The sequence below is a fragment of the Streptomyces sp. NRRL S-350 genome (genome assembly GCF_000719705.1).
Lineage (GTDB): Bacteria > Actinomycetota > Actinomycetes > Streptomycetales > Streptomycetaceae > Kitasatospora.
Map to the genome: position 1 here is coordinate 1 of NZ_JOHO01000053.1, position 22,930 is coordinate 22,930.

18 protein-coding genes, 1 pseudogene and 1 CRISPR repeat array are annotated in these 22,930 nt (G+C 72.2%); of the genes and pseudogenes, 14 read left to right on the forward strand and 5 right to left on the reverse strand.

The features are described 5' to 3' along the window. Positions 1 to 357: 357 nt before the first annotated feature. On the reverse strand, positions 358 to 1,251 hold the full coding sequence (locus IF30_RS0131690) for a LysR family transcriptional regulator (protein ID WP_030244892.1): 894 nt from the start codon (positions 1,249 to 1,251) through the stop codon (positions 358 to 360). A 153-nt stretch (positions 1,252 to 1,404) separates the two neighbouring features. Between IF30_RS0131690 and IF30_RS0131695 the strand changes: the two genes are divergently transcribed. The 11 genes and pseudogenes from IF30_RS0131695 (at position 1,405) to IF30_RS0131740 (ending at position 16,021) form a co-directional block, all read left to right on the forward strand. Further along, the gene (locus tag IF30_RS0131695; RefSeq protein ID WP_030244895.1) at positions 1,405 to 2,499 is read left to right on the forward strand and encodes an alcohol dehydrogenase catalytic domain-containing protein; all 1,095 of its coding nucleotides are present in this window, start codon (positions 1,405 to 1,407) and stop codon (positions 2,497 to 2,499) included. Positions 2,500 to 2,709: 210 nt separating this feature from the next. Next, positions 2,710 to 3,836: direct repeats of the CRISPR family, unit length 29 nt; unit sequence CGGCTGACCCCCGCAGGCGCGGGGAGGAG. 505 nt (positions 3,837 to 4,341) lie between these two features. Then, positions 4,342 to 7,167: a CRISPR-associated helicase/endonuclease Cas3 gene (locus IF30_RS0131700; RefSeq protein ID WP_051711666.1), complete on the forward strand. Its 2,826-nt coding sequence runs from the start codon at positions 4,342 to 4,344 to the stop codon at positions 7,165 to 7,167. Positions 7,168 to 7,382: 215 nt separating this feature from the next. Continuing rightward, positions 7,383 to 8,441 (forward strand): annotated as a pseudogene (gene casA / locus IF30_RS45800) (type I-E CRISPR-associated protein Cse1/CasA); the annotation flags it as partial. Next, positions 8,387 to 8,995, forward strand: coding sequence for a type I-E CRISPR-associated protein Cse1/CasA (locus IF30_RS50655; RefSeq protein WP_063752873.1), 609 nt, complete (start codon positions 8,387 to 8,389; stop codon positions 8,993 to 8,995). The pseudogene casA and the gene IF30_RS50655, both read left to right, overlap by 55 nt. After that, the gene (gene casB / locus IF30_RS0131710; RefSeq protein WP_051711667.1) at positions 8,992 to 9,837 is read left to right on the forward strand and encodes a type I-E CRISPR-associated protein Cse2/CasB; all 846 of its coding nucleotides are present in this window, start codon (positions 8,992 to 8,994) and stop codon (positions 9,835 to 9,837) included. The genes IF30_RS50655 and casB overlap by 4 nt, the downstream gene beginning before the upstream one ends. A gap of 82 nt (positions 9,838 to 9,919) precedes the next feature. Beyond that, complete coding sequence (cas7e, locus tag IF30_RS0131715; RefSeq protein WP_030244900.1) at positions 9,920 to 11,113, forward strand: type I-E CRISPR-associated protein Cas7/Cse4/CasC; 1,194 nt, start codon at positions 9,920 to 9,922, stop codon at positions 11,111 to 11,113. Then, on the forward strand, positions 11,110 to 11,943 hold the full coding sequence (cas5e, locus tag IF30_RS0131720) for a type I-E CRISPR-associated protein Cas5/CasD (protein ID WP_030244901.1): 834 nt from the start codon (positions 11,110 to 11,112) through the stop codon (positions 11,941 to 11,943). The genes cas7e and cas5e overlap by 4 nt, the downstream gene beginning before the upstream one ends. Then, positions 11,940 to 12,596, forward strand: a complete 657-nt coding sequence (gene cas6e / locus IF30_RS0131725) for a type I-E CRISPR-associated protein Cas6/Cse3/CasE (RefSeq protein ID WP_030244902.1) — start codon at positions 11,940 to 11,942, stop codon at positions 12,594 to 12,596. Before cas5e ends, cas6e begins: the two co-directional genes overlap by 4 nt. Before the next feature lie 59 nt (positions 12,597 to 12,655). After that, on the forward strand, positions 12,656 to 13,579 hold the full coding sequence (cas1e, locus tag IF30_RS0131730; RefSeq protein ID WP_078891871.1) for a type I-E CRISPR-associated endonuclease Cas1e: 924 nt from the start codon (positions 12,656 to 12,658) through the stop codon (positions 13,577 to 13,579). Between the two features lie 43 nt (positions 13,580 to 13,622). Further along, a complete protein-coding gene (cas2e, locus tag IF30_RS0131735; RefSeq protein ID WP_030244905.1) occupies positions 13,623 to 13,964 on the forward strand; it encodes a type I-E CRISPR-associated endoribonuclease Cas2e in 342 nt (113 codons plus the stop codon). Between the two features lie 1,448 nt (positions 13,965 to 15,412). Continuing rightward, on the forward strand, positions 15,413 to 16,021 hold the full coding sequence (locus tag IF30_RS0131740; protein ID WP_030244906.1) for a hypothetical protein: 609 nt from the start codon (positions 15,413 to 15,415) through the stop codon (positions 16,019 to 16,021). Between the two features lie 102 nt (positions 16,022 to 16,123). On the opposite strand, the gene IF30_RS0131745 is transcribed toward IF30_RS0131740, so the two are convergent. After that, positions 16,124 to 18,154 carry a HelD family protein gene (locus tag IF30_RS0131745; RefSeq protein WP_030244907.1) on the reverse strand — a complete coding sequence of 677 codons (2,031 nt, stop codon included), beginning with the start codon at positions 18,152 to 18,154 and terminating at the stop codon, positions 16,124 to 16,126. Positions 18,155 to 19,184: 1,030 nt separating this feature from the next. Here IF30_RS0131745 and IF30_RS0131750 point away from each other — a divergent pair. Then, on the forward strand, positions 19,185 to 19,541 hold the full coding sequence (locus IF30_RS0131750) for a beta/gamma crystallin domain-containing protein (protein WP_030244908.1): 357 nt from the start codon (positions 19,185 to 19,187) through the stop codon (positions 19,539 to 19,541). Between the two features lie 191 nt (positions 19,542 to 19,732). After that, positions 19,733 to 20,014 (forward strand): type II toxin-antitoxin system Phd/YefM family antitoxin, encoded by a 282-nt coding sequence (locus IF30_RS0131755; protein WP_030244909.1) that lies wholly within the window; start codon positions 19,733 to 19,735, stop codon positions 20,012 to 20,014. A gap of 91 nt (positions 20,015 to 20,105) precedes the next feature. Here the strand turns inward: IF30_RS0131755 and IF30_RS0131760 are convergent, their stop codons facing one another. After that, on the reverse strand, positions 20,106 to 20,504 hold the full coding sequence (locus IF30_RS0131760) for a hypothetical protein (RefSeq protein ID WP_030244911.1): 399 nt from the start codon (positions 20,502 to 20,504) through the stop codon (positions 20,106 to 20,108). A gap of 118 nt (positions 20,505 to 20,622) precedes the next feature. After that, positions 20,623 to 20,904, reverse strand: coding sequence for a hypothetical protein (locus IF30_RS0131765; RefSeq protein ID WP_030244912.1), 282 nt, complete (start codon positions 20,902 to 20,904; stop codon positions 20,623 to 20,625). A gap of 145 nt (positions 20,905 to 21,049) precedes the next feature. On the opposite strand from IF30_RS0131765, the gene IF30_RS0131770 reads away from it, so the two are divergent. Continuing rightward, on the forward strand, positions 21,050 to 22,045 hold the full coding sequence (locus tag IF30_RS0131770) for an ArsR/SmtB family transcription factor (RefSeq protein ID WP_030244914.1): 996 nt from the start codon (positions 21,050 to 21,052) through the stop codon (positions 22,043 to 22,045). Positions 22,046 to 22,241: 196 nt separating this feature from the next. On the opposite strand, the gene IF30_RS0131775 is transcribed toward IF30_RS0131770, so the two are convergent. Beyond that, positions 22,242 to 22,562, reverse strand: a complete 321-nt coding sequence (locus IF30_RS0131775; RefSeq protein WP_030244915.1) for a hypothetical protein — start codon at positions 22,560 to 22,562, stop codon at positions 22,242 to 22,244. Positions 22,563 to 22,930 lie beyond the last annotated feature (368 nt).

Genomic DNA, 22,930 nt, shown 5'->3' on the forward strand with positions numbered 1-22,930 from the left:
GATGACCGTCACGGGCCACCCCCGTCCGGCGCCCGCCGAAAGGCGATCCAGCTCACATCGCGGTGACTTTCCGTAACGATCGATGGCGCCGACGACGGGTGGGACGGGGGGGCGACCTCGGGAAGGTCGTCGGACGCGGCGCGCTGCAGGACGTCGGCGGCCGTGGGACCGCCGGACGCTGCCCCGGCACGGCGGCGCCGCTCTCGTCGGGCGAGCGGAGCGGTCCGGCCGCGACCCGGTGCGCGGTGGCCTCCGACGTCCCGTGGTCGGGCTGCGAGGCCCCACGGAGGAGGCCGCGTGAACGCGGCGCGGTAAGCGCGACGCGGCCCGTCCGGCTTCCCCCGCGCCAGGGCCGCCTCAGGCGGTCGACACGATTGCCCGGGTGACGGCCGTGATCGCCGGGGTGGTCCGGCCGGGGAGTCGCGCGACGAGGACCCGGCGGATCTCCGGAGGTGCGCCTTCGACGTGCAGCAGGCTCACCCCGGCGGGCAGCACCGGCGAGAGCCGCGAGGGCGCTGTCGTCACTCCGAAGCCGCCGGCGACCAGGTGGAGCTTCGTCAGCCAGTCGCGCGCGCGGTGGACGATGTGCGGCCGCCCGGGCAGACCGGGCCAGACACCGAGCAGTGGCTCGGAGTCCGACGCCGGGGTGGCGATCCACGGGGCGTCGACCAGTTCGTCGACGTGCACGGTGGTGCGGCCGGCGAACGCGCCCGCCGAAGGCGCCGCCACAACCAGTTCGGTGTCCGCGACGGTCTCGACGTGCAGGCGCGGAGACTCGCCGTCCACGGGCCGGTGGGGCGGGCGGGACGTCAGGACGGCGAGGTCGATCGAGCCCGCGCGCAGTGCCCGGACCAGGGTGGGCGTGGCGCCGTCGGTGGTCGTCACCGTGATCCGCGGGTCGGTTGCCGCGAGGCGGGCGAGCGTGGTGGGCAGGATGGCCGCGCCCGCGCTCAGGAACAGCCCCAGCCGCACCGGTTCGGTCCGCGGGACGGTGCCGGTGAGGTCACGCTCGGCGGCCGTGAGGCAGTCCAGGATCGTGTGGGCGTGGCGCAGCAGGGTCAGACCCGCGGGGGTGAGCCGCACTCCGCCGGGGTGGCGTTCGAACAGGGCGGTGCCGGCGCTTCGTTCGAGGGAGGCGGCCTGGCGTGAGACCGCCGACTGGGTGTAGCCGAGCCGGGCGGCCGCTGCGGTGAAGCTGCCGCACTCGGCGATCTGCTGCAGGACCCGCAGGCCCGCGCTGGAGATGTCCATGCGTTGTACGCATACCACACATGCGCGATCGTCGCTTCCCGCATGCCCTCCGGGCTCCTAGTGTCGATCACGACGGAGCCGGACGGACAACGCGCGGACAGCGCGCGGACGACGCTCGCACGACGCACGACGGACGAACACGGAGGCCATCACATGCGAGCAGCGGTTCTCACGCAGTTCGGTGCCCCGCTCACGGTGCGGGAGGTACCCGACCCCGAGGCCGGCGGCGGTGAGGTGCTGGTCGAAGTCCTCGCCGCCTACGTGGCCCCGTACGCCGCGGAGATCTTCGGCGGCGAGCGGAACTACCCCCTGGTCCCTCCGGTCGTGCCCGGGATCGGCGGCGTCGGACGGGTCGTCCACGCGGGCCCGGACGCCACCCGGCTGCGCCCCGGCGACCTGGTGTGGTGCGACTGCACGGTGCGCTCGCGCGACGACGCCCTGACGCCCGACATCACGCTCCAGGGCTGGAGCTCCCGCGGCGAGGGCGGCGCCCGCCTCGCCCGGTACCTGCACGACGGGTCGTTCGCCGAGCTCATGCGGGTCCCGACGGAGAACGTCTTCCCGCTGCCCGCGGCGGCTGGGGACGACCCGGCCCGCTGGGCCGCGCTCGGCGTGCACGTCATCGCCTACGGCGGGCTGCTGGCCGGCGGGCTCGCGGCCGGCGAGACGCTGCTCGTCAGCGGGTCCACCGGCAACCTCGGCAGCAGTGCGGTCGCGGTCGCCCTCGCCATGGGGGCGGGCCGGGTCGTCGCCCCGGGCCGCAACCGGGCCGCGCTCGACCTCCTCTCCGACCGGTTCGGTCCGCGGGTACGCCCGGTCCCGCTCACCGGGGACGAGGCCCGCGACCGGGCGGCGATGTCCGCGGCGGCCGGCGGTCCGGTCGACATGGTGATCGACCTGCTACCGCCGAGCGCACCCAGCGCGGCGGCGCGCACGGCCGCCATGACCGTGCGCGAGTACGGCCGCGTCGTCCTCATGGGCGGCGTCGGCATGCTCGGTGGCGACGACCTCGCCCTCCCGTACCCGTGGATCATGCGCAACTCGATCACCGTGCGCGGCCAGTGGATGTACCCGCGCACCGCCAACGTCGGCATCATCCGACTCCTCGCCTCGGGCGCCCTGGACCTCGCCCCGGAACGGGTCCGTGCCTTCGGCCTCGATGCCGTCAACGACGCCGTCGCGTACGCCGCCTCCCACGGAGGCCCGTTCGACCGCACCGCCCTTGTCCCCCGGCAGCCGGGCAGGTAGGCGCGGGCCGCGAGACCGGGGCGGACCTCGTCGCCTGCCCAGGCTGGCGCGTGCCGGCGCAACTCCGCCCGAGTGCGGCCGAGCAGGTGGACCCGTACCCCACAGGTCCGGCCCCGGGGCCTGGGGCGGACGACCAGGGCGGGCGGCCGGGTCGGGCGCCTTCCCCACCTGTCAGCCGGGGCAGACGGTACCCGCCGGGTAGAGGACGAGCGGCTGACCCCCGCGGGTGCGGGGAGGAGGGACGACCACCGCCACGCCACCGAAGCGGCATCGGCTGACCCCCGCAGGTGCGGGGAGGAGCCGGTCACCGGATCCACGTCGACGGTTGGCACCGGCTGACCCCCGCGGGTGCGGGGAGGAGCCCAGCCAGCGGATCCAGGCGCCGAGTATCTGCGGCTGACCTCCGCGTGTGCGGGGAGGAGGGCGCCTTGCCTCGTCAGCGTGGGTCAGAGTGTGGCTGCCCCCCGCGGGTGCGGGGAGGAGATCGTGGGCCTGATCATGTTCCTGCTCGCCTGCGGCTGACCCCCGCAGGTGCGGGGAGGAGCTGGCCAGGACCGCGACCTTGGCCTCCATGCGCGGCTGACCCCCGCAGGTGCGGGGAGGAGAGTGGGTGGGCACCCGTGACTCAGGTGGAGGTCGGCTGACCCCCGCAGGTGCGGGGAAGAGTCCTTCACCCACCACTCAGACATGCCGAGGGCCGGCTGACCCCCGCAGGCGCGGGGAGGAGGCCCCCACGGTGATGGTCGACGTCGCCAGCACCGGCTGACCCCCGCAGGCGCGGGGAGGAGACCAACGTGCCGCCGTTCCCGGGGGCGGACGCCGGCTGACCCCCGCAGGCGCGGGGAGGAGTTCCCCTTCCCCGCTGAACAGCCCGAGGATGGCGGCTGACCCCCGCAGGCGCGGGGAGGAGTCCGGGGTGACGGGCGCGGTGTCGGGCAGCATCGGCTGACCCCCGCAGGCGCGGGGAGGAGCCGCAGCAGCACACGGCGACGACGACGGCCGGCGGCTGACCCCCGCAGGCGCGGGGAGGAGACCTTGATCCGCACGCTGCGCTCGGTGTCGAGCGGCTGACCCCCGCAGGCGCGGGGAGGAGGCTCGCCAGAGCCACCTCGGGCTGCACCACCTCGGCTGACCCCCGCAGGCGCGGGGAGGAGGAAACCCTGTGGAACTACCAGGGCGACCTGGCCGGCTGACCCCCGCAGGCGCGGGGAGGAGGAGAGCAGCAGGGCCAGCGGGTCCACCCGCCACGGCTGACCCCCGCAGGCGCGGGGAGGAGGGCCATCAGGCGCTCTCCTTCGTGTGGGGGTGCGGCTGACCCCCGCGGGTGCGGGGAGGAGGCTTCGTGACCTGCGGCGTTCTAGCCGGTTTGCAACTTCTTGACCATGTGGGAGGTGCGGCTGATGCCCAGTGTCCAGGTGTCAAGGAGCGCCTACATGATGCCATGGGCGGTGAAGGTGGGTTCGGCGGTCGGGGGCGGGTGGGGGCTCCTGCTGAGTCTCGGTGGAGGGGCTAGAAGGGGGTGCTCTTTGCCGAGGGCTGAGCAGGTAGATGCGCGCGATCCGTCGGCGGTGGTGGTCCTGCCGCTGTGGGGGCCGACCTGATCGCAGAAGTCCGAACCGGTGCCGTGCCTGCCCAGAAGGTGGCCAAAAGCTCCAACCTAGGGGGTGGTTGGGCCTGACTGGCAGTGTCTGAATTCGTTACGCGAACTACCCGTACGCGCTCGTCGGGTGCCGATGACGTCGGACGATGCGGCGGGGGCCTGTCGGCCCGGCCCCTCGCCCGTTCCCGGATCCGATGTGCGGGCCGTGAGGATTGTCAGTGGTAGCTGATAGATCCTCAGGCATGAACGAGAGCGCGCCTGTTGGCGGCTTCGAGCCGGTCGGTCCCGACTCCCGCCTGTGGGGAAAGAGTGCCGGCCTGCCCGGTCCGTACCCCGTGATCTGTCACCTTCTGGACACGGCCGCCGCCGCTGGCGCGCTGTGGGACGCGGTCCTGAGCCGGCGCGTGCGGGCGCGGATCGCCGGGGCGGTGGGCGTCAGTGAGGGCGACGCCCGGGTGATGGTGATGCTGTGGGCCGGGCTCCACGACATCGGGAAGATCTCGCTGCACTTCCAGCAGCAGGTCGCCGAGGAGTTCGCGAAGCTGGCGCAGGACCCGGCGTACGCGGAGGACAATCCGGCGGCGAGGCGTAGCGGGAACCTGAGGCACGAGACGGCCACGCACTGGGGGCTGGTGGAGTTCTTCAAGCAGTGCGGCTATCCGCTCCACAGGCCGGTCGGGAAGTCGCCGGCCCACCAGATCGCCCAGCTGCTCGGCGGGCACCACGGATGCTTCGCCCCCGCGCTGCAGGTGAAGCAGATCAACAATCCGTCGGGCTATCAGCCCGCTCTCGGCGCTGCCGAGGGCTGGCGGGGCCAGCGGCTCGCACACGCCCACGCGGTCCGTCGGGCGGTCGGGAGCGACAAGCCGCCGGAGTCGGTGCTGCCCGGTGAGGTGGCGGTGGTGGTCGCCGGGCTGGTCGTGGTGGCCGACTGGTTGGCCAGCCAGGTCGACGTCATCGAGCCGCGGATGCCTGGGGAGGACTGGAGGACCGGGGACTCGGAGCTCGCCGAGCACTTCGAGGCGGCGGCCGGGGCCGCGCCGCGGTGGGTCCGCGAGGCCGGCCTCGGGCGGGCGGCGTTTCCGGACCGGCCCTTCACACAGCAGTTCCCGTTCCCCCCGAACAAGCTCCAGGCCGACGTCGCGGAGTACCTGCCCGGGGTGGTGAAGGGGCCCGGACTGCTGCTGGTCACAGCCCCGACCGGGGACGGCAAGACCGAGACGGCCCTGCACGCGGCCTCCGTGATCGCGAGGGCTTCGGGTGCCTCCGGGGTCTACTTCGCACTGCCGACGATGGCCACGGCGGACGCGATGTTCACCCGGGTCCGCAGGTTCGCCAAGGACAACGTCGAGGGCGATCGCGCGCTCACACTGCTGCACGGCATGGCCTGGCTCAGCCCGGACTACGCCCCGGGGGAGGGAACGACGGACGGGTCGGCCGTTCTCGCGGACACCGAGGCCGGCCAGTGGCTGCGCACCGGTCGGCGGGGCCTGCTCGCACCGCTCGCCAACGGCACCGTCGACCAGGCCCTCACCGGGGTACTGCCGGTCCGCTACGGCTTCCTGCGGCTCTTCGGCCTGTCGAACAAGGTACTGGTGGTGGACGAGGCGCACGCCTACGGCCCGTGGATGCACAGCCTGCTGGTGCGGCTGCTGGAATGGCTCGGTGCCTTCGGCGCGCCGGTCGTGCTGCTGTCGGCGACCCTGACCGGCAACGCGGCGTCGTCGCTCGTCGACGCCTACCGGCGCGGTGCGGGCTTCCGTGAGCCGTCCGCGGTGGAGCCCTGCTATCCGGGCTGGCTCTTCGTGGACGCGGGCAGCGGCGAGGTGTCCACGCCGCGCGAGGTGGGCAGCAGCCGTGCCCGAACCCTGCGTGTGGAGACCCGTCGGGTGCACTGGGACGTCCAGGACCGGGGCGTCGTGAAGAAGCCCGGAGTGCAGGGGCGGCGTGACGCCCTGCGCGAGATCCTCGCTCCGGTCACCACCGAAGGAGGCTGCGTCCTGGTCTGCTGCACCACCGTGGACGAAGCCCAGCGCACCTACCGCTACCTGGAGTCGGTCCTGCCCCAGCTCGCCGCGCGTGACGGCGGCCTGCGGCTGCTGCACTCCCGCTATCCCGCCCACGAGCGGCAGCGCATCACCACCGAGTGCGAGGCCGCGTACGGGAAGCCCGCGAACGACGCGGCGGCGGCCACCCCGCGTGAGGGGTCGATCCTGGTGGCCACCCAGATCGTCGAGCAGTCGCTCGACCTCGACTTCGACCTGATCGTCTCGGACCTCGCGCCGCTCGCGCAGCTCCTGCAGCGGGCCGGCCGCGGCAAGCGCCACGACCGCCCCGACCGCCCTGCGTGGACCGGCCCGGCCACCGAGCCGCGCATGATCGTGCTCGAACCGCTCGATGACAAGGGCCGCGTGGCTGCGCCCCGATCGTGGGGCACCGTCTACGACGCATCCCTGCTGCGCCGCACCGGTCTGCTCCTCGAAGACCGGGCCGACGGTGGGGTCGAGGTCCCGGGAGACGTCCAGAAGCTCGTGGACGAGGTCTACGCGGACGACTTCGGGGCAGGGCTGGAGAAGGCCGCCTCGCGGGAACTCGAGCGGATGGACGCCGAGCGCATCGCCTCGGCTGCCGCCGAGGAGCAGCTGGCGGAGATCACCGTGATCCCGGCACCGTACGACGTGGTCGGCGACCTCTCCCGACTCAGCGAGCGTGGCTTCGCCGTCGCGGACGACCTGCTGACCACGCGCCTCGGCGCGGACAGCGGCCGTGCCGTGTGCGTCTTCGAACGGGGGAACGGATGGAGCCTCGATCCCGACCGCGACGTTCCGCTGCCCACAGCGGCGGCGAACCGGGACGAGATCGCGCTGATCATGCGGCACACCGTGCCGCTGCCCGGTCGCTGGCTCGCCGGCCGCACGGAGGAGAACGAAGTGCCGAAGGCCTGGAACGACCGGCCCCTGCTCACCGACCTGGCACTGCTGCGCGTGCGCCGCAGGGGTGACCAGTGGACGGGTCGGCTGGGGGAGCGGCGGCTCGTGTACTCGAAGGTGGGAATATCCGAGAACTAGCGTCATAGGCACCGCACTTGACGATACGTTGGCTGAGCTGGTCCCGGGCAGGAGAGTCGCCCGTCCGGGCCCGGCGTGACCCCCGCTTGCGCGGGGACAGGTCTGCCGACACGGCCGCTTCCTAGGCACCGCACGGCTCACCCCCGCTCGCTCGCGGGGATCGCGCAGAGCCTACCCACCCTGTGATCACCCGCACTCGCCTCGCCGGAGGCCGCATGACATCCGCACCACCCGCCTACAACCTCCTCGACGAACCGTGGATCCCCGTCCGCTGGATCCCCGTCCGCTGGATCCCCGGCCAGGAGACGAACGACACGGCGAACTCCGCCACCACCTACCCGCCCAAGGTCGGACTGCGCGAACTCCTGCTGCGCGCACACGAGATCGAGCAGATCGAGATCGCGGTCCCGCCGGCCCTCTCCGCGCTGTACCGCATCCTGTACGCGATCACCGCCCGTGTGACCGAACTCGACGAAGCCGGTCCCGGCGACTGGTCCGAGCGCCGCGACGATCTGGTCACCACGGGAAGCTTCGGCGAGGAGCAGGTCGCCCGGTACGTCACGCCGATCCACGGCCGCTTCGACCTCTTCGATGCCGAGAGGCCCTTCCTGCAGGACCCGCGGCTGGTCGACCAGTGCGACCCGGCGAACACCGCCGGCGTCGACAAGCTCATCACCACCCGGCCCTCGGGCAACAACCACTCCTGGTTCGTGCACGTCAACAGCACCGCACCCGAGCTGCCCACGCCCGACCAGGCCGTCCTGCACCTGCTCGTCTGGCACTACTACGGCCCCTCCGGACGGTGCTCCAGCCGGACAGTCGGCGGTACCAAGGCGGCCGGCAGCAAGGCCGGACCGCTGCGAAGCACGCTCTCCTACCACCCGGAGGGCGAGACGCTGTTCGAGACTCTGCTCGCCGGACTTCCCGAACCCGTCGGGGGCGTCTCCCGCGACAGCGACCTCTGCCCGTGGGAGCGGGACGAGCTGCCCGACCCCGTGGCCGCTCCGCCGCCCCTGAAGGGCCCGTGCTCCGAACTCACCGCCCGCTCCCAGCACGCCCTGCTGCTCGTACCCGACACCACCGGCGCCCACGTCGAGGACGCGTTCATCACCTGGGCGAACCAACTCAAGGTCTCCCGCGAGGGTGACCTGTACCTGATCTGGCAGACCAGCAAGGAGGGCAACCCCTACCCCCGTCCCGCCGACTCCCGGCGCGCGCTGTGGCGCGACCTGGACGCCCTGCTGCTCAACGACCCCGCAGGCAGCGCCCGGCCACGGCGCCCGGAAGTGTTCCGCACCGCGCCGGAGGTCTCGGAGAAGCTGCGGGTACGCGCCTGGGATTCGAACAGGACGGGCAGGCCAAGGACATCCAGTTCGTCGACGCGGTCACCCCACCGGTCCTCGGGCTCGCCGAGGACACGGAACCCGCCGTCGCCGTCGAGATCGGCCGCCTGCGCGTTCTGGGGGAGCGGTACGGCAACCGGCTCGACCGGGCTGTCAAGAAGGCGTGGGCCGGCTACACCACCGCCCCCAAGATCCGCGACTGCACCTGGGCCGTCGACGCCGCGGCCCGCTACTGGCCCGCCGCCGAGGCCGAGTTCTGGAAGCGCCTCGACGAACGCGACTTCGACGGCGCCGCCGTGGCCTTCCGCGTCCTCGCCGAGCAGGCCTACGACACCGTCACCTACGGCGCGCTGGGAACCATGCGCGGAGCCAAGGCCTGCACCACCGCCCGCATCGAGCTGTACGGCGGCCCGGTGAAGCGCCCGGCCAGGACCGGCGGTACCGGCGCGGCCGGCGGCCGCACCACCAGTACGGAGGACGCATGAGCACCACGAACACCATCCCCGGGCCCGCCAAACCGGCGGACGACGCGGTCGGCACGCCGAGGGAGTCCTCCCTCATCCCCTCGCGGGAGCGGGCACGTGCCTTCGCCACCAGGATCGACGAGCGCAGCCACGAGGATCCCGGTGTCCGCGCCGCCCTGCGCCGTGGCGTCGGCAAGGACGTGGACGCGGTGCCGTTCATGCACCGCTACGTAGCCTCCTGGCTGACCGAGGAGCAGACGCGCAGCCGCGACGTCCAGCGCGCCTTCTACACCGTCGCCGCCCTGATCGCCGCGCAGCGCCGCGACCAGTACGCCGCCGCGAAGGCCGAGACGTCGAGGAAGAGCGGGTCGAAGGACCAGCCGACGGGCGAGGAGGCGGCGGCCGCCGAGGCGGCGCCGGACGCGCCCGGCCGGCCCGCCGACCGGCCGGAGGACAAGGAACCCGGCGCCGCCAAGCGGATCCCGCCGCGCAGCCTCGGCCACGCCTTCGCTGAGGGTGTCCTGAAGGGCGGCCAGGCCGGAGGTCTGCGCGAGACCTCGGCCGAGACCCGCCTCAACCTGCTGAGCCGGCAGAGCGTCGACGGTCTGCACCGCCACCTGCCCGGAGCCGTCCGGCAACTGCGCGACAGCGACGTGGAGATCGACTGGGCCAGGCTGCTCATCGACCTCTGCCAGTGGCGGCGCCACTCCGGCGCCGTCAAGCGGACCTGGCTCCAGGACTACCACCGGGCCCTGCAGAAGGACGGCGAGCGCCGGGCCCGCGAGCACGACGACGACCAGGACGACGCGACGGACACCGCCGCCGACACCGACGGCACGGACGGCACCGCCCCCGAGGCCTGAGGACCCCACCGTCGAGCCGTCGAGGCCTGAGCGCCCCGACCCCGTACGGACCCACCGCACACGCCGAACCCAGGAGCAGAGCATGCCCGGCCCCGACCGCACCACCGCCCGCTTCCTCGACATCCACGTCGTCCAGAGCGTCCCGTTCGCCAACCTCAACCGCGACGACAACAATTCCGTCAAGACCGTCCGGTACGGCGACACCGAGCGCACCCGCGTCAGCAGCCAGTCCTGGAAGCGCGCCGTCCGCGAGTACTTCCAGGACAGCTTCGGCGAGCAGGCCCTGCGCACCCGCCGCATCGGCGCCCGCGTCACCCGCCTCCTCGAGGAGCAGCACGGCTGGCCCGCCCAGCTCGCCCAGCGCGCGGGCCAGCACGTCGCCGCCGGCAGCAGCATCAAGTTCGAGACGGCCAAGGACTCGCCCGTCATCACCACCAACGCCATGGTGTACGTGCCCGAGACCGCCGTCGCCGAACTCGCCGCGCTCGCCGAGAAGCACCGCGCCGACCTCGAGAGCGCCAAGGACATCAAGAAGGCCGGCGACAAGAGCGTCCTGCCCAAGGACGCCGTCGACGCCATCCTGCGCAGCCGCAACGGCGTCATCAACCTCTTCGGCCGCATGCTCGCCGAAGTCGACGACGCCGGTGTCGACGGCGCCGTGCAGGTCGCCCACGCCCTCACCACCCACGGCACCGACGTCGAACTGGACTACTTCTCCGCGGTCGACGACGTCACCTCCGCCTGGGGCGACACCACCGGCAGCGCCCACATGGGCCACGCCGAGTTCAGCGCCGGCGTCTTCTACCGCTACGCCACCGTCGACCTCGCCGACCTGGAGAGCAACCTCGGCGGCGACCGCGAGGCCGCCCGCGAACTCGCCGCCGGGTTCGCCGAGGCCTTCATCCTCTCGCTCCCCCGCGCCAAGAAGACCGCGACGGCGCCCCACACCATCCCCGACCTCGTCCACATCGCCGTCCGCAGCGACCGCCCGCTCTCCTACGCCGCCGCCTTCGAACAGCCGGTCGACTCCCACGAGAACGGCGGGTACGGCTCCGCCTCCCGCGCGACCCTGGCCCGGTACGCCACCGCCGCCAACAAGCTCCTCGGCAAGCGCGGCACCGTCACCGCGGCCTGGGCGAGCCTCGAGGACAAGGACCTCGACGGCCTGGGCACCCGCGTCGACTCCTTCTCCCAGCTCGTCGACACCGCCGTCGACGCGGCCTTCACCCCCGCCCGCACCGATGCCGCCGGCGCCACCGCCGGAGCCGGCGCATGAGCACCCCCAGCCCCGCCCCCACCCGAGGACTGCTGCTGCGGCTGGCCGCGCCGCTGCAGTCCTGGGGCGAGACCGGCACGTTCAACGAGCGCGACACCGCGCCCTTCCCCACCCGCTCCGGCGTCATCGGCCTGCTCGCCGCGGCCCTCGGCCGGAAGCGGGGCGAGGACATCGACGACCTCGTCACCCTCTCGCTGACCGTCCGCACCGACCGGGCGGGCGTCGTCCTGCGCGACCTGCACACCGTCGGCGGCGGCCTGCCCGCCGCCCGCACGGTCACCACCGCCGAAGGGAAGAAGCGCACCGGGGCCACCGCGACCCTGCTGTCCCACCGCTACTACCTCGCCGACGCCGCCTTCACCGCCGTCGTCACCACCGCGCACTCCGAAGACCTCGCCAGCTGGGCGGAGGCACTGCGCAACCCGCACTGGCCGCCCTACCTGGGACGTCGCTCCTGCCCGCCCGAGGGCCCACTGCTGCTCGGCCTGGTCGACGACCCCCTGCACCACCTCGTCCACCTGCCGATCGCCCGGCGGGCCCGCCCAGACAGCAAGAGCGTCGACGTCGTCTTCCACGGCGACCAGCCGCTCGACCGCCTCGGCGACCACCCCCAGCCCGGGAGCGACGACGGCAGCACCCCCGCCGGCGAAGTCACCGACGACCCCATCGACTTCCACCCCCGGCGACGGGCCTACCGCGCCCGCCCCCGCTACCAGCGCACCCTCACCCTGCCCGCCGACCGCTGCAAGGGCCTCGCCGCCGGCTACCTGACCGCCCTCGGCGACTACCTGACCCGGCACACCACCCGCCCGGAAAGCATCCCCGCATGACCACGTGGCTCACCCGCATCATCCCCGACCCCCGCAGCCGCGACGCCCGCCGCGACACCGCCGGCGCCGTCGACCTGCACCACCGCATGATGTCGCTCTTCCCCGACCACGTCGCCGCCGACCAACCGCGCCGCAGGCTCGGCGTCCTCTTCCGCACCGACCCCACGCCCGCCGGAGACCGGATCCTCCTCCAGAGCGCCGAGCGGCCCGACCTCGACCGCCTCCCCACGGGATACGGCCACGCCGTGACCAAGCCCCTCACCCCGCTCCTCGACGCCCTGCGGCCCGGCCTGAACATCCGCTACCGCATCGCCGCCAACCCGATCCGCAAGCCCGGCCGGGCCACCCGTGAGCTCTACCGGCTCAAGGCCGTCGTCCCGCTCCAGGGCGTGGCCGCCGACGACTGGTGGGCCCGGCAGGCCAAGTCCTCCGGCCTCGACCTCGGCACCCTCCACTCCAGCCCCCTCGAAGCCGCCAAGGGCCACCGGCGTAGCGACCAACGGCCCGTCAAACACGACCGCGTCCTGTTCGAGGGCACCGCCGTCATCACCGACCCGGACCTCCTGCGCACCCGCCTCACCGAAGGCATCGGCAAGGGCAAGGCCTACGGCTGCGGCCTCCTCAGCATCGCCCCCCACCGGGGGCCCCGGTGACCGCCCGCCGCCCCGACCCCGGCGCCGCCCGGCGCAGACTCGCCGCGCCCACCGTCGCCATGCTGCCCCGCGTCGCCGACTCCCTCTCCTTCCTCTACCGCGACATCGTCCGCATCGTCCAGGACGACACCGGCGTCTGCGCCGAGGTCACCAGCCCCCACCGCGGCACCGAGACCGTCTACCTGCCCACCGCCGCCCTCAGCTGCGTCCTCCTCGGCCCCGGCACCTCCATCACCGCCCGGGCCCTGACCACCTTCGCCCGCCACGGCACCACCGTCGTCATCGCCGGATCCGGCGCAGTCCGCTGCTACGCCGCCACCGTCCCCGAATCCCTCAGCACCACCTGGCTCGAACGCCAGGCCCGCGCCTGGGCGGACGACACCACCCGCCTGGCCGTCGCCCACGCCATGTACGAGCAGCGCTTCGGCCCCGCCACCGCCCCGCCCGGCAGCGGCCTCGCACAGCTACGCGGCCTGGAAGGCCAACGAGTCAAGGCCCACTACCGGCTCCTCGCCCAGCAGCACCGCATCGGCCGCTTCCGCCGCAACTACGACCCGGGCTCCTGGGACACCCAGGACCCGGTCAACCAAGCCCTCTCCGCCGCCAACACCTGCCTCTACGGCATCGTCCACGCGGCCGTCCTCGCCCTCGGCTGCTCGCCGGCCCTCGGCTTCGTACACAACGGCAACCAGCAGGCGTTCGTCTACGACATCGCCGACCTGTACAAGGCCGAACTCACCATCCCGCTCGCCTTCTCCCTCCACGACTCCCCGCAGCCCGAAGCCGACGCCCGCCGAGGCTTCCGCGACCGCCTGCGCCTGTTCCGCCTACTGCCGCGCATCGTCACCGACATCCAGCGCCTGCTCGCCCCGGACCAGGACATCACCCTGCCCGACCCGGAGGAACAGCTCGTCGACCTGTGGGACCCGGTCTCCGGCCCCATCCCGGGCGGGACCAACTACGCGGGGGAGGAACTGCTGTGAGGCCCGACCGGCCCGCACACCCGCACCCGGGAGGGGCGTACCCGTGGCGGCCATGACCGTCCTCTCCGTCACGGCGGTCCCCGACCACGTGCGCGGTGCCCTCACCCGCTGGCTCATCGAGGTCACACCCCAGCTGTACGTCGGCACCATCTCCGCCAAGGTGCGCGAGGAACTGTGGCAGGCCGTCAGCGGCTGCGTCGGAGCCGGCGTGGCGGTGCTGGTCCACACAGCGGCCAACGAGCAGGGCTTCGAACTGCGGACGGCAGGCGAGCAGCGACGGAAACCTGTGGACTTCGACGGGCTGACACTGGTCGCCATGGCGGGCTTGCAGACCGCTGAAGGTCAGGAAAAGGAAGAGACGCAGGAAGCCGCAGGCCAGACGTAGTTCGTCCCAGGCCAAAAGCGATCAGCCCCCATCCCGCAACGCTACAAGAGCGACTGGACCCGGAGTTCGGCTCGTGCTGGTGGGGGCAGCGGTTTTCGCTTCGATCACGTGGGCTCACCGCCACGAAAGGTGCTCTGCCCCCACCCGTCCATAAGGGCCGATCGGCGACCGGTGGATCGGCAGTGGCTCTCGCCAGGCCGACCGTGACACGATGCACGAGCGATCCTTGACACCCCGACAACTTGTGCGCCCGCCGGACGAAGCACCACTCAGCCCGGGCCGCCAACTGGTCAAGAAATAGCAAAGCCGATACTCCGCCGCAGGTCACGAAGTGTCCTCCCCGCACCCGCGGGGGTCAGCCGCCCATGAGACCACCTCCTCTCAGGCGATGAACGTCCTCCCCGCACCCGCGGGGGTCAGCCGGCCAGGGTCGCGGGGCCGTCGCTGGCAGTTGCGTCCTCCCCGCACCCGCGGGGGTCAGCCGGTGTCGGTGAAATTGTCCGTGACCAGCGACCCGTCCTCCCCGCACCCGCGGGGGTCAGCCGGTCGAGAACGTCCCACCCGGGAAGACGGTCACGTCCTCCCCGCACCCGCGGGGGTCAGCCGGCGAGTACGAGGCCCTGGAACGCCAGCTCAACGTCCTCCCCGCACCCGCGGGGGTCAGCCGCCCGCCCAGACGATCGCCAAGGAACGCGTCGTGGCCTCCCCGCACCCGCGGGGGTCAGCCGATGGTCGCCGAGGAGATGTCGCGCCTTCGGTCGTCCTCCCCGCATCCGCAGGGGTCAGCCGCGTGTGGGGCGGCCCATCTGGTGGACGGTCCAGTCCTCCCCGCACCCGCGGGGGTCAGCCGGAACTGCGAAGGACCTTGCGAAGGACTTCGTGGTCCTCCCCGCACCCGCGGGGGGCAGCCGTCGAGCGACGGCTTGGCGTTGGTGAGGTACTTGTCCTCCCCGTGACCGAGTCCATGGCGGTGAAGGCTTGCGAGGCATTTTCGTGCCGATGGCCCCCCAGGGTGGTGCATCGTCCGTTCGTCGTCGCCCGTATGGGTGTTGGGGCGTTGCCTGGGCTCAGTCCCGTAGCTCCGCGCACCCGACAGGCCTGTGGGCGCCGGTCCGAACCCGCGGCGGCCGCTTGGGTGGTGATCTGCGGGGCGCGGGCGGCTCCGATTCCGCCGGCGGCCCTCGCCCGTGGACCAGGGACGGCTGGATCACGTCGAGTAGCCCTTCGAGGCCACCCGCCCGCCACGGCGCGCCGATCGACCTGGACCACGTTCCCGCCGTCCGGCTCCGCATGGACCTCTGGCCGACCCGGAGGCTCAACTCCGTTGCAGCGTAGTGATTTTCGACCGTCCGTGTGCCGATACGCTGATCCGACGGCCACCTGCCGGGCTCGGGTCGCGATCGGGCACGGAGCCGCGGCCGACGGGGCGACCGGGAAGGCTGGTACGCATGGTCCTGGGCAGGCGGAATCGGCGGGAAGCGGACGCCGGGCGTGCGAAGTTCATCGCCAACGAGGAGAAGGTCCGGTCGTGGCCCGGGCGTTGGGACTGCCCCGAGGTGGCCTGGCCGGACTTCGAGGAGGCACTGGGCCCCGGGCCGGGCCGGCCACGCGAACGCGACCGGTGGCTGGACCTCCACGCACCCTTCCTGGAGCGGTACGACTGGCTCCTCGAAGCCGTGCCCCGGGCGAACGGCGTCCATGAGTTGGGGGCGCTCTGGGAGTTCGGCGCGGGCCACGGGTTCGATCGCCTGACGATCCGCTTCCGCAGCGTCCTCGACCCCGAGTACCTGGCCGAGAAGCTGGCGCTCGGCATCGAGGCGGCGGATCTCAAGGGATGGCAGGACGGCGACACGCAGAGCGCCTACGAGTGGTTGTGCGAGGGTGTCGGCGGCCTGGTCGGCTCCGGCATGGTGCGCGGAAAGCACCGCGTGGGCTTCGTGCTGCTGGAGTTGACCTGCGCGGCGGTCGGCGGCACCGACGTCATCACCGAGCTCCGCGTGTCGCTCACGACCACCTCCCTGGAGGGCCGGCCCCTGAAGCCCGACGGCCGGGACTAGCGTCGCCCGCCGTCGCCGTCGCCGTCGCCGTTGCCGTCGCGTCGCCGCGCCGGGTGCGCCCGCGCCGGGTGCAACCGCCGCGGCGAGGCGGGCGCCGAGTGGTCAGGCGGGCTGGACGGTGATGGTGCAGAGGCGCTTGGTGGCCCGGGTCAGGGCCACGTACAAGTCCCTTTCCCCGCCCGGGCGGGCCGCGATGATCTCCTCGGGGTTCAGGACGACGACCCCGTCGAATTCCAGGCCGCGTGCTTCGGAGGCCGGCACGATGCGTGCGTGGTGGGCGATGCCGTGGGCCGTCAGCTCGTTCACCATGGAGTCCGCGCAGATCACTCCCAGGAGTTCGCCCGGGTGCGCGGTGCCCTGGGCGCGGAGCTCGCGGACGACGACGGCGGCGACCGACCCGTCCGCGGGTGCGGTCACGGTGCGAGGGCTCTCTCCGTTTCGAAGTGCCCGGGTGGGCTTCTGGTCCGGGGCGATCCGCGTGAGCAGGGCCTGGACGCCGTCCAGGATCTCCTGCGTGGTGCGGTAGCTGACGGTCAGGTGGTGCAGTCTGAACCGCGGCCCGACGTGGGGGCTCAGCGCCTCCTTCCAGTCGCGTGCCGTCGCGACCGGGCCCGCCTGGGCGAAGTCGCCCACCAGCGTCATCGCCCTCGCCGGGCAGCGGCGGACGATCATCCGCCACTGCATGGCGGTCAGTTCCTGCGCCTCGTCGACGACGACGTGCCCGTACGTCCGCTCGGGGGGTCCGGCGAGCAGGCTCGCCGCCTCGTCCAGCAACGGCAGGTCGGCATCGGTCCACGGGGCGTCCGGACCGCGCAGCAGGAGGGAACGTTCCCGCGCGGTCAGGCGGGGCAGGAACTCGGCGAGCGCGTCGGCGTCCGTCAGGAGTGCCTTCACGAGGTCACCGGGTGCCAGCCGCGGCCACAACGCCTCGACCGCTCGGTCGACGCCGGCGTCGTCGAGGAGATCGGCTCGGACGGCGTCCAGGTCCATCTCGTGGGCCGGACCGGAGTCGGCCGCGCCTTCGGCACGGCGCTGGGCGGCGCCCGTGAACCGGTCGAGGTCCATGCCCGTCATCCTGGCGGCGTCGGCGTCGATCTGCTCCAGGAGATCGCCCATGTCCCGCTGCATCGCGTCGGTGACGGCCTCGACCAGGAGCTCCTTGAACACCTGGCGCGCGGGGTTGTGCCCCGGCGCGGCCGCCACGGCGGCGTCGCGTGCGGTGGCGACTTCCCCGGCGGACAGGTGGACCGGTTCCCGTCCGACCCGCACGGTGAAGTCCCCGGCGGGGGCTTGGCGGGTGCGCAGCAGGGCGGCCAGGGCGTCGGCGAGGTCGGAGCCGCCCTTGAGGCGTGCCGTGTCGAACGGGTCCGCCGTGTCCGCGGGCACGGCGGCCAGTTCGCGGCAGGTCGACAGAACGACGTCGTTCTCCCCGAGCGAGGGAAGGACCTGTGAGATGTAGTCGAGGAACCGGGCGTTGGGGCCCACCACCAGGACGCCCTCCTGCGCGGCGCGCGGGAACGCGTACAGGACGTAGGCGGCCCGGTGCAGGGCGACCACCGTCTTGCCGGTGCCGGGGCCGCCCTGCACCACGGTCACCCCGCGGTGGGCGGAGCGGACGATCTCGTCCTGCTCGGCCTGCAGCGTCGCGACGGCCGCGTGCATCCTGCCCGTACGCCGCGCCGACAGAGCCTCGGTCAGCGGGCCGTCCCCCACGACGTCCTCGTCGGTCGGGTCGGTCCCGTCCAGCAGTTCGTCGCTCACCGAGACGACCGTGCGCTCCTCGAGGCGCAGGTGCCGGCGCCGCCGCAGGCCCATCGGGTGGACCGGTGTCGCCTCGTAGAAGGGCCGCGCCGCGTTAGCGCGCCAGTCCACGAGCAGGGGCAGGTCGTCCTCCTCCGTGTGCAGTCCTATCCTCCCGATGCGCAGGGCCGTGCCGTCCGTCCGGTCGATGCGCCCGAAGACCAGGCCCTTTTCGGCGCCCTCCAGCCGGCCGATCTCCCTGGCCAGACGCTCGGCGGCGATTTCCCTCTCGTATGCCGCGTCGGGGCTGTCCGCCGGGGCCTTCAGCACGCTCGCCCGGTGTACTCGTGCCTCGGAAAGCCGCTCGGCGAGCAGCTCGTACAGGGAGGACACACAATCCTGCTCCGATTCGACCGCACGGGCAGCGGGATCATTCACTTCCGACAAGGGTGGCTCCTTAGATTCGGACCACACCATACGGTCGAAGTCCTCCGAAGGTAAGTCTTGACTTACCTGGTGAAGCCGTGTCCTTGTGACGGAATCCATGACGGCCGACCGTATGGCGTGGCGCATCATGAATTACGCTGCTCCGCATATCGACAATTGCGCCGCTCTTCGTGCCCTCGCTGATTTACGGGAGGCTCCGCGCCCGGGGATGGCGGCGGAATTGTGCCGCGCTCGGGAAAAGGGAGGATCCGCCGAGGCGACCGGCGTTGCTCGACCGGGATCAGCTCGACCGGGATCCGCCCGACCTTTATGGTGTCGCCGCTGCGGCCGCCGGCATGTCGGCGAGCCACCCGCCAGCCGGAGTCCCGCCTTCCCGCCTTCCCGCCTTCCCGCCGTGCGGCCGCGCACCGGTCGGTAGGGGGAGTCGGTGGGACAGGCACGTCCGGCAACAGCGAGAGCGCCACCGCGCCGCTCTCGCCGTCGCCCGCACCACCCGCGCCACCCGGGTCGGGGCCGTCCCGCTGCGTGCCGCCCGGCGGCCGGAGTCCACCCGTGGTGCCGTGCGAGGCCGCCGACCGTACGTTCCGAAGGTCTTCCGGCTGCATTGCGACTGGGCGGCAGCACGCGACACGTCATCGCGTGAACGCGCCAGCCCCACCCCCCTCTCCCAGCCACATGCCCCGGAGTACCAGTCGGGCGCGTTCGGCGGTCCCACCGCACCCCAGGTCGGAGCGGCCGGCAGGTCGTCTTCGGCCGACGCCCCGGCCGCCCGGCCCGGAACCTCTCGGGCCACACCAGAACAACGTGCCCCACGCCTTGCGGAAATTCCGGATGAAAATGACCGAGAACGCGCTGGGTCAAGGAGTGTTCAATTGACCCTCGAAAAAACTGTACGGATACTGATCGAGCACGATGCAGCGGAAAACCGTTGCGCAGTGGAATCCGATTCATAATTTCATTCGACTGGGGAGGATCTATGTTCTCGAACGCGAAGAGGGCCGTGGGCTCGGTGGCCGCGGCCTTCGCCGTGGCGGCCACGCTCACCGTGGCCGTACCGTCCGGCAGTGCCTTCGCCATCGACCACGTCCAGTGCGACGGGAGCCGCAATGACTTCCTGAAGATCTGGTCGCACCTCGACGGCCGTGACAGCGTCGACTGCTATGCGAACGGGGGAACGATCGGCTTCGGCGGCTGGTGGATCGACCGGATCTCCACGGGGAACAACGACCTGGTCTACTCCGACGCCAACGGCGACTCGGTGAGGGTCAACCGCTGGACCGACATCTCGTTCCCGAACCGCCCGCCGAAGGTGAACTCCATCCGGATCCTCTGACGAACCGGCGGAGCGGTCCCCGAACGGATTTCGCCCGGCGTCACCACCGCAAGTCCCCGCACCACTCGGGTCGCCGTCGGATTTCCGTGACGTGAATTCGCTCCACCTCCGGCTCATCGGTGCCGGCCACGCCAGAAGGGCGTGGCCGGCACCGGTCTGTACGGAAGAGTAAAGGAGTGTCAGTTCGGTGCATGAGTGACATCGTGCCCATCACGGAGGCCCGGGCCCGTCTCGGGAAGCTGGTCCGGCCTGCTTCCCACGCCCGTGAGCGCATCACCATCACCGGCCACGGTCAGCCCGCCGCGGTCCTCATCAATCCCCAGGAGCCGGCCGACCTCGAGGACGTCCCTGCCCTGGCCGTGGCCCTGGCCCTGGCCCTGGCCCGGTACCGGGCCCGACAGGTGGCCGACGCGGCCGCGGCCGTGCCGCACGAGCAGGTCCGTGCCCAGCTCGGTCTCGGGTCCACCGCTTGAGCTTCACGATCATCTGGGACGAGCCGGCCATCAATGCCGCCGCCTGGTTCCTCAAGACCGACCCCGAGGGCCTGCGGCAGGACGTGAGCACTCACGCCGAGTCGGCTGAGCCTCGCTTGTCCTCAACGTGGACGACGTGGAGTTCTGTGCCATCCCGATGGCGCTTGGAGCGCCCGAACAGCCCCACAGCGATCTCCGACTGATCCTGAGGCTCATCCGGGCCGACATAGGTGAGGACGTCGTTGTGGTGCCCCGTGACGATCCATCCCTCGGCGTCCTTGAGGTCGATCACCCCGAAATCTCCTGCCAAAGATCCGGCATGCACCGGACCGAACTCCTCCAGCAGGGCGGCGGCCTGTTCAGCCGGCTCTCCTTCCGGAGTGGTCAGCACGACACAAGTGCCGTGCTCGAACAGCACCCACGACTTGCGAGGGTCGGCAAGAAGCCGCTGCCAGACGTCTATCAGCATCTCGGTGTTCACGGCGATCATCCTGCCGCAGAGCACCGACACGGGGTGACGATCGACTGGCGGCCACGGTGAACATGCGACTCCAGGTCATGCGGCCATGCCAGTCGCATCCCCCGGTTCCGGGGACCGGCCGGGGCTGTCAGTACGAGGCGCTGGTGGCGCACCGGCGGGTGTTCCCGTTGCACACGACGACGTACGAGGTGATTCCGGCGTCCGGGAGCTCCGCGGTCCAGACCGTGGCACCGGTGGTCGACGCGTCCGAGTGCCCGCCGTTCGACTGCGAGAGGTACACGCTGCAGGAGTCACCGGTGGTGGAGGTCGCGTAGCCCTGCACGTGGTTGTGCCCGCTGTAGAACGAGACCACCATGCCCCCGGCACAACCGGGGACGTTGGCCGGGTAGGTGGTGCCGGCCGATGCCATTCCGACGCTGAGGCTCAGGCGGGCGAGGCCCGTTTCCCGACTCGAGGGAACCGGATGACGGGCCTGCCCCTCGAGTGGTTCGATCAGATCGAACACTCATGACACCGGCCGCTCGGGCGGCCGGCAGCCGACCTCGGGGGGTGCCGTGCTCCACCTCGACATGGACCGCGCCGTACTCGCGAACACCCGGTTCGCGATCTCGCCGCTCAGCACCGCGATCGGCGCGCTCCGCCTCCTGCGTGACGACGGGCGGCCGGGCGGCGGCGGTTGGCGGGGCAGGGTCCGGGAGACCGTCCGTGACCGGAAACTCGTGCTGCTGGGCTCGCTGTTCGGCGGTTCGTGGGACTACGTGCCGGACTTCCTGACACCGCAGCCGCAGGCCCCGGAGAACGGACTGCAGGAGGAACTGCACGCGGTCGCCACCACGGACTGCGCCCGTCTGCGCTGGGAGCTGCAGGTCATGGCGCAGGGGGTCGGCGAGGAGCGATTGGCGGGCCGGGTGGTTCCCGTGGTCCTGCGCGACGCACTGGAGCGGGGCGAGCGGGACTTCGCCGAACGGATGGCGGCGGAGCTGCACCGGCTGTGGGATACGGCCCTCGCCCCGCAGTGGACGGCCCTGCGCACCCGCATGGAGGAGGACATCACCCACCGCGCGCAGACCAGCGCCCGCCACGGACTGTCCGGCATGCTGGCCACCCTGCACCCCAGGATGCTCTGGAACGACGACCGACTGACGCTGGTCAGCCGCCTCCGCGGCCGGATCTCCGGCAACACCGGCCTGATCCTTACTCCCTCGGCGTTCACCACGGACCTGCGCATGGTCATCGACTCGGTACCGGGGCCCGCCGACCGGCAGCCCATGTTCGCCTACCCCTGCCGACCCGGACCGCAGACCCGCCCCAGGCCGACGGTCCACGCCCTGCTCGGGGCAACCCGGGCACGCCTCCTGTCCGACCTGCACACCCCCCGCACCACCGCCGAACTGAGCGAGCGCCACTTCCTCGCCACCAGCACGGTCTCCTACCACCTCGGCATCCTGCACCGGACCGGACTGGTCACCCGCACCCGCGCCGGACAACACGTCCGGTACCAGCAGACACGGCGCGCCACCGACCTCCTGGCCGCCCCCCGCCTCCCCTGACACCCACACCCGACAATGGCTCCCCGCCCCGCCCCGCCCCGGCCCTGACCGGTTCACGGCGGATCGGGGCCGCCGACCCCGGAACGTCGCCGCCCGGGACCGTGCGCAGACCACGGGCTCTGTCCACATGCTCGCGGGCCCGGTGGATCAGCCCGCCCCGGAGTTCATCCCCGGGCCAGGCACGCCGGTCGCCGCCTCACGCCAGGCGGGGGCCTTCACCGAGCAGTTCCGCAACCCGCCGGGCAGCCTCGTCCGGCGGCAGCTCGGCTGCCCAGGGGAGTGGTTCGGTGCCGTCACGGACGGGGTTCCCATCGTGATCCAAGGGGATGATCCGCCAGTCGTGGCCGTGCCGCCAGAACCCGATCACCCCGTGAGGCCACGCGGGAAGGCTGGCGGTCCACCAGAACGCCGTCCCGTGCGCTTCCTCATGGCGCTCGTCGGGGCCGTGACCGAGCGCGGCACAAGCCGCGGCGAAAGCGGCATCGGCGGTGCGTCGATCCTGCCAGAACGAAACCACCCGCCGAGCTTATCGACTGCTGCAGTGAGTCCGTGATGGCAGCGCGCGTCCGAACTGCTGGGCCGTCACGAGGATGTGGGACACCGTCCCACCCGCCGTCACCGAAGCAGCGGCACCTGCACCGAGCCCGTCATGCGCGGAACGGACCGCAACAATGGAAGGAGTCGCAGCCCCACGCCCTTCGATCCGGATGTTCCAGCAAACCGCCTTTCGCGCATGTTCCCCCCTCCGCCACATGGGCGCCGCCATACCTGCAGAGAAACGATCAGGACCACTTCGCGGCGGCGTGAACCTCTCGGCGCGGGATCGGATCCGATCATTGTGCTCGATGACAGGCGGGTCGCGTGAAGCCCGTATCTGATCATCTG